This window comes from Nocardiopsis eucommiae (genome assembly GCF_965344335.1).
GTDB classification, from domain to species: Bacteria; Actinomycetota; Actinomycetes; order Streptosporangiales; family Streptosporangiaceae; genus Nocardiopsis; species Nocardiopsis eucommiae.
Genome location: NZ_CBDRIY010000058.1, coordinates 18,784 through 28,217 on the forward strand (window position 1 = coordinate 18,784; position 9,434 = coordinate 28,217).

The 9,434-nt window shown below is 71.9% G+C and carries 9 protein-coding genes and 1 pseudogene; 9 read left to right on the plus strand and 1 reads right to left on the minus strand.

The features are described 5' to 3' along the window. Positions 1-356: 356 nt before the first annotated feature. Entirely contained in the window at positions 357-509 is a 153-nt protein-coding gene (locus ACRWK8_RS25175) for a hypothetical protein (RefSeq protein WP_378747145.1), read from the minus strand. Between ACRWK8_RS25175 and ruvX the strand changes: the two genes are divergently transcribed. The 9 genes and pseudogenes from ruvX to ACRWK8_RS25220 all read left to right on the plus strand — a co-directional run. Next, positions 501-989: a Holliday junction resolvase RuvX gene (gene ruvX, locus ACRWK8_RS25180; protein ID WP_378747144.1), complete on the plus strand. Its 489-nt coding sequence runs from the start codon at positions 501-503 to the stop codon at positions 987-989. The genes ACRWK8_RS25175 and ruvX overlap by 9 nt on opposite strands. Continuing rightward, complete coding sequence (gene mltG, locus ACRWK8_RS25185) at positions 986-3,358, plus strand: endolytic transglycosylase MltG (protein WP_431873069.1); 2,373 nt, start codon at positions 986-988, stop codon at positions 3,356-3,358. Before ruvX ends, mltG begins: the two co-directional genes overlap by 4 nt. Continuing rightward, positions 3,355-4,194: a shikimate dehydrogenase gene (locus tag ACRWK8_RS25190; protein WP_431873070.1), complete on the plus strand. Its 840-nt coding sequence runs from the start codon at positions 3,355-3,357 to the stop codon at positions 4,192-4,194. Before mltG ends, ACRWK8_RS25190 begins: the two co-directional genes overlap by 4 nt. Before the next feature lie 401 nt (positions 4,195-4,595). Beyond that, on the plus strand, positions 4,596-5,162 hold the full coding sequence (gene infC, locus ACRWK8_RS25195) for a translation initiation factor IF-3 (protein WP_255421507.1): 567 nt from the start codon (positions 4,596-4,598) through the stop codon (positions 5,160-5,162). Between the two features lie 185 nt (positions 5,163-5,347). Next, positions 5,348-5,542, plus strand: a complete 195-nt coding sequence (gene rpmI, locus ACRWK8_RS25200) for a 50S ribosomal protein L35 (protein ID WP_017583949.1) — start codon at positions 5,348-5,350, stop codon at positions 5,540-5,542. Positions 5,543-5,705: 163 nt separating this feature from the next. Continuing rightward, a complete protein-coding gene (gene rplT, locus ACRWK8_RS25205; RefSeq protein ID WP_357766205.1) occupies positions 5,706-6,077 on the plus strand; it encodes a 50S ribosomal protein L20 in 372 nt (123 codons plus the stop codon). 30 nt (positions 6,078-6,107) lie between these two features. After that, a complete protein-coding gene (locus ACRWK8_RS25210; RefSeq protein WP_378747134.1) occupies positions 6,108-6,956 on the plus strand; it encodes a TrmH family RNA methyltransferase in 849 nt (282 codons plus the stop codon). A gap of 664 nt (positions 6,957-7,620) precedes the next feature. Continuing rightward, positions 7,621-8,859 (plus strand): sensor histidine kinase, encoded by a 1,239-nt coding sequence (locus ACRWK8_RS25215; protein ID WP_378747129.1) that lies wholly within the window; start codon positions 7,621-7,623, stop codon positions 8,857-8,859. Positions 8,860-9,042: 183 nt separating this feature from the next. Further along, a pseudogene (locus ACRWK8_RS25220) lies at positions 9,043-9,434 on the plus strand (phenylalanine--tRNA ligase subunit alpha); the annotation flags it as partial.

The following is a 9,434-nucleotide window of genomic DNA, read 5'->3' on the forward strand; positions in this document are numbered from 1 at the left end:
CGCCCCGTGGACCTTCGGGTCACACGGGGCGCGGCCCGCGTCCCGCCACACCGGAACGGCCAATGCCCCCGTGTCGCCGCTCATGTCCGTACAGTTTCCCCATGTGACCAAGCTGACGGTTCTCCCGGCACCGGGGCCCGCTCCGACTCACGCCACGGCCGGAGGGCCGGGCGCCCCGGGCCCGTACCAGGCACGTGACCACCGTGACCTACACTCGGACGGTACGTGTGCTCCCCGGTCCCCGTCGCCACGGCAGACCCGAGGCCTGAGGCCCGTCCCCGCGCGACCGGGAGCGTTCCATGCGTGAGGCTGCGCACCGTCATCGAATCGGGCATACTGTGGCGCGTCACAGCCGATCACATGGCTGTCTGCGCGGAGATTCCCGCGATCCAGCTGATGAACAGGACCACCGTGTTGAGGATTTCCCAGCAGCGGTGCTGTGCCGTCGACGGCACGGCCGCCCGCGCGAGCAGCGCCCCCAGGCAGGAGGAGGCGTCCTCGTGAGACACGGTGTGCGCCTGGCCATCGACCCGGGCAACGCGCGTATCGGAGTCGCCGCCAGCGACCCGAGCGGCGTACTGGCCAGTCCGGTCGAGACCATCCCGCGAGGCAGGGGCGACGTCCAGCGCATCGCCCTCCTCGTCCTGGAGAAGGAGGCCCGCGAGGTCGTCGTGGGCTACCCTGCTTCCCTGTCCGGCCAGGAGGGACCGGCGGCCCGGTCCGCGCGCGAGTTCGCGAACACCCTGGCCCGACTCCTCGACCCCGTCCCCGTCCGGCTCGTGGACGAACGACTCACCACGGTGACCGCCCAGGGACAGCTGCTCTCCGGTGCCTCCTTCGGAAAGAAGGGCGCGAAGGGTGGCCGGGCCCGCCGCTCGGTCATCGACCAGGCGGCCGCCACCGTGCTCTTGCAGAGCGCCTTGGACCAGGAACGGTCGACAGGCCATCCCCCGGGCGAGACCGTCCGTGCAAGCCAGGGAGATTCATGACCGACAGGGATGACCACCCCGATCCCTACCGTGGCCGTGCCGACCGTGAGGGCGGCTACGACTACGACCCGCTGTCCGACCCGCTGCCCGCGCAGCCGCCGTCACGCGGCCGACGCGCGCGTCCCGAGCCCCGGTCCAACCCCTGGCCCGAGGAGCCCGGGACGGGTGGGTTCGGACACACGGGACCCCCCACCGGTGACGTCCGCGCCCCCCGGTACGCGTCCCCCGCACCGGGTGAGTCCGACCCGGGCCGGACCGGACCCGCCCCGGGCCGCCGTCGCAGGGCCGAACCCCCTGCGGACGAGACGCCGTGGAACGGCGACCCCCAGACGGCCCAGCCCCGACGCTTCGGCGCGGCCGACGCCCTGCGCGGCGGCCGGGCCGCACGCGGCGGACAGACCTCCCAGCGACCCGCCCAGGGTTCCCCCTCGGACACCGGTAGCCACCAGCGCCCCAGTCCCGACGCGACCCAGGACGCCCTGGCGGCCCTGGCCAACCTGGGCGGTGCCCAGAACCCGGCACGCGGAACCGGGGCCCCCCAGCCCCCCGCCGAGCCCCCCGCACAGGAACAACCTCCCCGCAGGGCCCGTCGCGCCCGCGCCGAGGAGCCCGCCGAGCCGCGCTCCGTCTTCTGGGGCGACGACGCCGACGAACCCGCCCCCGGCTTCCTCACCGATCCTCCCGAGGAGGAGCCCCAGGGACGCCGGGCCCGTCGCAGGCGTGCCCAGGAGCCCCAGCCGGAGCCGGTGCGCGACACGGGCGCCTTCCGTGCGCTCGAGCCCGAGGACGAGGAACCGACCGGCCGCCGCGGTCGCCGTCGTGCCCGCCGCGCGGCCGAGGAGAACCCCGAGGACACCGGTCCGTTCCGGGCCCGTGAACCCGAACCCGAACCCGAGCCCGAGGAGCCGACCGGCCGTCGCGGCCGTCGGCGCGCCCGCCGTGGGGCCGATCCGGAGCCGGAGGAGTCCGGCGCCTTCGCCGCCGCTCCGGTCACCGACACCGGCGCCTTCGCCGAGCTGTCCCATCTGGACGAGGACGAGGAACACCTCACGGACACCGGCTCCTTCCTCGCGCAGGAGCCCGAGGACGAGGAGCCCAAGGGGCGTCGTGGGCGCCGTCGCGCCAAGCGGGGCCGTCGCGCCGAGCCCGAACCCGTGGTGGAGGAGGAACCCGAGGAGGACCTCTACGAAGAGGACAGCCTCGAGGACATCGCGGCCTCCTACGGGGACAGCCGTGCCACCCGGAAGCGCGCCAAGCGCGCCAAGGCCGCGCAGGCCGCCCGCCTCAACAAGGGCAAGCCGAAGAAGCGTAAGAAGAGCAAGGGCATGACGGTCCTGCTCGTGCTGGTCCTGCTGCTCGTGGTCGCGGGCGGTGGCTTCGCGGTCGCCCGCACCTACGTCTTCCCGCCGGACTTCGACGGTGAAGGAGAGGGCGAGGTCGTCTTCGCCATCGAGAACGGTCAGAGCGGCACCGCCGTCGCCCAGAGCCTGGTGGACCAGGGTGTGGTCGCCAGCGTGCGGTCCTTCACCAACGCCCTCAGGTCGAGTGGCGGAGAGGGCCTGGTGCCCGGAACCTACTCCCTGGCCGAGGGGATGAGCGGGGAGAGCGCCGTGGCGGCTCTGCTCGACCCGGAGAACCGGCTCGGGGGGCGGGTCACCATCCGCGAGGGGCTCCGCTCCGACCAGATGCTCCAGCTCCTGGCCGACAACACCGGTCTGAGCCTGGAGGAACTCCAGGCGGCGTACGAGCAGACCGACGACCTCAACCTGCCCGACTACGCGACGGAGGGTCCGGCTGGCTACCTGTTCCCGTCCACCTACCGCTTCGAGCCCGACACCGAGGCCCTGTCGATGCTGCGGACCATGGTCACCCAGCACAAGCAGGTCGCTGAGCAGGTGAACCTGGAGTCCCGGGGATCCGACCTCGGGTACGACCCCAACGAGATCATGGCGATCGCCTCCATCGTGCAGGCCGAGAGCGGCCGGGCCGAGGACATGCCGAAGATCTCCCGCGTGGTGCACAACCGCCTGGACATCGACATGCCGCTCCAGATGGACAGCACCTGCTTCTACGCCATCGGCGAGTACGGCATCGCGCTCAACAACGACCAGCTGGCCCAGTGCCGGGAGGACACCAGTGGGTTCGACACCTACCACAGCCCCGGGCTGATCCCCGGCCCGTTCGTCGCTCCGGGTCAGGACGCCATCGAGGCGGCCCTGGACCCGGCCGACGGCGAGTGGCTGTACTTCGTGGCCACCGACCCGGACAACGGCGTCACCGAGTTCGCGGAGACCCACGAGGAGTTCGAGGTCCTCAAGGAACGCTTCCAGGAGACGTGGGGCGGCGGATCGAGCGAGGGCGGGGAATGACGCGCGCCGCCGTCCTCGGCTCGCCGGTGGCCCACTCGCTCTCCCCGGTCCTGCACACGGCCGCGTACGCGGCACTCGGTCTGGAGGACTGGTCGTACGGGATCGTCGAGTGCGACGAGGCGGGGCTGGGGCCCTTCCTCGCCGGGCTGGACCCCGAGGAGTGGGCCGGGCTCTCCCTGACCATGCCGCTCAAGCGCCGGGCCATGGAGCTGGCCGACGAGGTCACCGACCTGGCCACGGCGGTCGGCGGCGCCAACACCCTCGTCCGTCGGGACCGGGGGTGGTCGGCCCTGAACACGGACGTGGAGGGGATCGCCACCGCCCTGACCGAGGCGGGTGTGCCGACCCCGGCCAGTACGGTCGTCCTGGGCGCCGGTGCCACCGCGGCCTCCGCGCTGGCGGCGCTGCGGGAGCTGGGCGCGACCGGACCGGTCACCGTCCTGGCCCGGGACACCGCGCGTACCGGCGAGGTCACGGAGGCGGCCGAGCGCCTGGGCCGTCCCGTCCGGGTGGCCCCGCTCGCGGAGATCGACCGCCACCTGGACACCGACCTCGTGGTCTCCACGCTGCCCTCGGGGGCGGCGGACGAGTACGCCAAGCGGATCGCGGACTCCCGGGCGGACCTGTTCGACGTGATCTACGCCCCGTGGCCGACCCCCGCCGCCACGGCGGTGGCGGCCCGTGGCGGACGGGTGGTCGGCGGTTTCCCGATGCTCCTGCACCAGGCCGTCGCCCAGGTCCGCCTCATGACGGGGGTGGACGACGTCCCCGTGGACGCCATGCGGGCAGCGGGGGAGGCCGAGCTGGTCCAACGCTCCGCCCAGCCCGGGGTCTGACCACCGGACACGGTGGTCGCGGGTCCTGCTATATTGGGTGTCATCGACTTGGTCCGGTGTGCCAGACACGCCGGAACCGCAAGCGGAGATGATCCTCCCACCTACCGGGCCGCGCCCGTGTGGGTCCCGGTCAGACGATGGGCTCAGCGCCCCGAACGCGTCGGACTCCCGTGTACGGGTTCCGGCGCCCCGGTGCGCGGTCCCCTCGTCAACGTCCGGTCGGATCGCCCCGCTTGCACACGCTGGCGGGGTTTTTCGTTTTTGGTGAGACCCCAACGCGGGCGGGTGGCCTGAACAAGCACGGGCGACCCGGTCGAACAGGCCGACCACCGAGTGGTGGACGGCCGGTCCCAGGTAATCCGAGAAAGCTAGGGAGGGGTCTCATCAGCACAGAGCCCCGCATCAATGACCGTATCCGGGTGCCCGAGGTCCGACTCGTCGGACCCAACGGTGAGCAGGTCGGAATCGTCTCCGTGCAGGACGCGCTGCGTCTGGCCCAGGAGTCGGACCTCGACCTCGTCGAGGTCGCGCCGACCGCGCGCCCGCCGGTCGCGAAGCTGATGGACTACGGCAAGTTCAAGTACGAGTCCGCGGTCAAGGCCCGTGAGTCGCGCAAGAACCAGTCGAACACGATCATCAAGGAGATCAAGCTCCGCCCGAAGATCGATCCGCACGACTACGAGACCAAGAAGGGTCACGTCGTTCGGTTCCTCAAGAGCGGGGACAAGGTCAAGGTGACGATCATGTTCCGTGGCCGTGAGCAGTCCAGGCCCGAGCTCGGGCGCAGGCTGCTGGCACGTCTTGCCGAGGACGTCCAGGACCTTGGAACGGTCGAGTCCCAGCCCAAGCAGGACGGCCGCAACATGGTCATGGTGATCGGTCCGCACAAGCGGCGTTCCGAGCACAAGGCCGAGGCCCGCGCCGCGGCGGGGGACAAGACCCGCCGCGACGAGCGCGACCAGGCGTAGGGCGCCAGGGGAAGTCCCCCACCGCCCGGACGCCGTGAAGGCGACGACCGGGTGGTGGGGTGGGCTGCGCCCGACCAGTCCGTGATGCACCGGTGTGCGACGGGATCCCGCCGTAGTGGCGGAACAATCGCGGTGCCCGCATCCTGTGCGGGGGCCGCGCCGACGGAGTAGGAGACGACGGCGACATGCCGAAGAACAAGTCCCACAGCGGAGCCAAGGACCGTTTCAAGGTCACCGGCTCCGGCAAGATCATGCGCCGCCGTGCCAACAAGAACCACATCCTTGAGCACAAGACCTCCAAGCGCAAGCGCAAGCTGGGCACGGAGGCCGAGCTCGCTCCGGCCGACACCAAGAACATCAAGAAGCTCCTGGGCATGTAGCACCGGAGCACCCGTCCTCCTTGGCGAGCCCGTGCGCCCGACCCCGTCGGCGCGCTGAGGCGCCCGGAGGACACCCACCTGAAGCGAACACGGTCGCTGGGTGCGTCCTGGCCGGACCGGTCGGCGCGCCGTGCGCGCCGGAAGAACCAATGAGGGAGTCACTGTGGCACGCGTGAAGCGGGCTCTCAACGCCAAGAAGAAGCGCAAGGTCGTTCTCGACCGGGCCAGTGGTTACCGCGGGCAGCGCTCGCGTCTGTACCGCAAGGCCAAGGAGCAGATGCTCCACTCGATGACCTACTCCTACCGGGACCGCAAGGACCGCAAGGGGCAGTTCCGTCGTCTGTGGATCCAGCGCATCAACGCCGCCTCCCGCGCTCACGGCCTGACCTACAACCGTCTCATCCAGGGGCTGAAGCTGGCTGAGATCGAGGTCGACCGTCGCATGCTGGCCGAGCTGGCCGTCAACGACGAGGCCGCCTTCGCCGTTCTCGTGGAGAAGGCCAAGCAGGCCCTCCCCGCCACCGCCGCGGCCTAGCGGGCAGTTGGAAGAAGCAGACGGGTAGCGATGGCGAGCCACGAGTTCACGAGTGTCCGGTCACCCAGGATCAAGGGGGTTCGGCGGCTCGCCAAGCGCACCTTCCGTCAGCGTGAGCGGCGCTTCCTCGCGGAGGGGCCGCAGGCGGTACGGGAGGCCCTGGCCGCCGTCAACGGCGGCGTCGGGCGGTCCCCCTACAACGGGACCGCCCACGGCGTCGTCGAGGTCTACGCCACGGCGGAGGCCATGCAGCGCCACATCGACCTGATGGACGCCGCCCACACCGCGGGCGTGCCCACCCACCGGGTCAGTCTCGACGTGATGTCCGAACTGGCGCAGACCATCACCCCGCAGGGGGTCATCGCGGTCTGCGAGTTCGTCGACGTCCCCCTGGAGAGCGTGTCCGACGTGCGTCTCGCCGTCGTCCTCTCCCACGTGCGCGACCCCGGCAACGCCGGTACGGTCCTGCGCACCGCCGACGCGGCCGGAGCCGACGTCGTCATCTTCACCGACGCCTCGGTGGACCCCTACAACGGCAAGTGCGTGCGCGCCTCCGCCGGAAGCCTGTTCCACCTGCCCGTGGTGGTGGGGGTGCCGGTGGCCCGAGCCGTGGACTTCCTGCACGGCGCCGGAGCGAAGGCATGGGCCGCGGACGGCAGCGGCGACCGCGATCTGCACCAACTGGCCGACGACGGCGACCTGGACGGCCCGGTCGGCTGGGTCTTCGGCAACGAGGCCTGGGGCCTGCCCGAGGAGATCGTCCAGCAGACGGACGGCGCGGTCAGCGTCCCGATCTACGGCGCCGCCGAGAGCCTGAACCTGGCCACGGCGGCCGCGGTCTGCCTGTACACGACCGCCCGTCAGCAGCGCCGCGCCTGAGCGCGGCCGATCCGGGCCGGCGTCGCCGGTGTCCGGTCTACGGCGGGCCCGAAAGGCTGGATCCGGCCAGCGTCGCGGCGGGCCCTTCGTGGTTGGCCGCGCCGTGCCGACGCCGCTCCGTGGAAGCCCCCTGACCGCGCTTCGGCGTGGCGGAACCAGGCCGAATAGTCACTCCCCGTCACGGTCGGGCGGCTGACCCGGCGTGCCGTGCCGGTCGTCCCACACGCTCGGTAACAGGTTGCCTCAACCACCCGAAATGCACGTGCACGGGGTTCGAGTGTCGATAGGGTCGGGCCAGTACGACGGTGGTTCATGCGCATCCCGCTTGTCCACCCCCGGCCGACCCGTGTCAGGGGTCGGACGGTGCGCGTGTTCGCAGTGGCACGGCGGGCTTGGCGACAGGGTGTGAGCACACGAAGCTCGAACGTGTCGGCGGGGGCCCGGGGTCGGCGGGCGGCCGACCGCCTCCGGACGGCGGCGCCGAGCCGACGGCGTCTCCCGGTCTCCGGGGGCGGCCGTATCCCGGGTCGCCAGGCGTACCAGGTGGGAGTGCAGGGTAGATCTGCGGTGGTGTCCGGGGAGTTCAGGGACGGACACGACCGGTCAGCGATCCCGACCCAGGAGTCCTGTGGTCGCGGACCTTCGGAGGGGAGCGGGGAGAGGCGTGGGCACCGGCCGACACGTGGGCCAACCGGCGGAGGACTCTGACGGAGCGGCGGCGCGACCCTCACAGGACCCCGTCCCAGGGCACGGACACACCACCGACGTCCCCACCGACCGGGAGGGCGTCCCCGACGCGGACACCCGTACCGGGCGGCGGCGTACGCCCGCGCCCGCGCTGTGGGACGTCGACACCGCCTCGGCGGGCTCCGACGGTCCGCCCCTGCACGCCGACGACCTCCCCGACGGGGTGGTCGTGGCCGACGCGAGCGGCAGGATCGTCCTCTTCAACTCCCTCGCGGCGCAGTTGACCGGTGTCCCCGCCACGTCCGCGATCGGCCGGGACTTCCGCGCCGCCCTCCCGCTGAACGGGCTCGACGGCAACAACTGGTGGGAGTCCAGCGACCCCTACGGCGGCGACCGCGAACGCACCCGCCAGCCCGAACGCATGCTCTGCCTGCCCGACGAACGTGAGATCCTCGTCTCCGCCCGCTACGTGCGGGCCCGCCCCGGCGGCGACCTCGTCCGCCTGGTCCTCACCCTCAGGGACGCCTCCGCGCGGGTGGAACGCTCCCGCGCCGACCTCGTCTCCGAGGTCGCGCACGAGCTGCGCTCCCCGCTCACCAGCGTGAAGGGCTTCACCTCCACGCTGCTCAACAAGTGGGAACGGCTCACCGACAAGCAGAAGCTGTTCATGCTGGAGACCGTCAACGCCGACGCGGACCGCGTCACCCGGCTCATCCACGACCTCCTCGACGTCTCCCGGATCGAGTCCGGACGCCTGGAGGTGCGCCGCCAGGTCGTCGACCTGCCGACGGCCGTGCGCCGCCTCGTCGCCAGCCGTGTCGCCTCCGGCTACGCCGAGGAGCGTTTCCGGGTCGAGACGCGCGGTGAACTCCCGCAGATGTGGCTGGACGCCGACAAGGTGGAGCAGATCCTGTCCAACCTCGTGGAAAACGGGGTGCGGCACGGCGCTGGTACTGTCAGTGTCGTGATCGAGCCGTGTGAAGGAGGAGCAGCGGTGTCGGTGCGCGACGAAGGCCAGGGCATAGCACCCGAGACCGTTCCGCGCGTCTTCCGTCAGTTCTGGCGCGGGAAGCGCCGTGGCGGAACCGGCCTCGGACTGTTCATCGTCAAGGGCCTCGTCGAGGCCCACGGCGGCACGATCACCGTCGGACGCGCCCCCAACGGCGGCGCCGAGTTCCGATTTACCGTGCCCGCCGGGACGCCCGAGTTCGTCTGAGCCCTCAGACCCTTCGGCCCCCCGGTGGGCGCACGCGGCATGTCCCGGACCCCGCGACGGACCTTCCCGGGCTGCCCGAAACCGCCTGTGCTTTTCCTGTCGGCTTCGTCCGCCCCGCGCGGACCGTGACTGCCGCGCCGGTCCCCGCTCCGTGGGGGGCCGGTGACGGCGAGGCAACCAACCATGTCTGCACCGAACAATTCCTTCGACCCGGTCGAGGTGACCTCCCTGCACCCCGACGAGGTCGCCCGCATGCGTGAGGAGGCGCTGGCCGCCATCGAGGCCGCCGCCGACCTCGCAGAACTCAAGGAGGTCCGGCTCGCGCACGCCTCGGACCGCTCCCCGCTGGCCCTGGCCAACCGGGAGATCGGCGCGCTGCCCCCGGCCGCCAAGGCCGACGCGGGCAAGCGTGTCGGCGGCGCCCGACGCGACGTCGGGCAGGCCCTCAAGGCCCGCCAGGCGGTGCTGGAGACCGAGCGCGACGAGCGCGTCCTCGTGGAGGAACGCGTCGACGTCACCCTGCCGTGGGACCGTGGGTCCCGGGGGGCACGCCCCCCATTTCCCCCCGTCTCGGA

Bases quoted from the DNA above. Each gene is read 5' to 3' on its own strand.
- mltG (WP_431873069.1), top strand. From the start codon at position 986: ATGACCGACAGGGATGACCACCCCGATCCCTACCGTGGCCGTGCCGAC.
- ACRWK8_RS25190 (WP_431873070.1), top strand. From the start codon at position 3,355: ATGACGCGCGCCGCCGTCCTCGGCTCGCCGGTGGCCCACTCGCTCTCC.
- rpmI (WP_017583949.1), top strand. From the start codon at position 5,348: ATGCCGAAGAACAAGTCCCACAGCGGAGCCAAGGACCGTTTCAAGGTC.
- ACRWK8_RS25210 (WP_378747134.1), top strand. From the start codon at position 6,108: ATGGCGAGCCACGAGTTCACGAGTGTCCGGTCACCCAGGATCAAGGGG.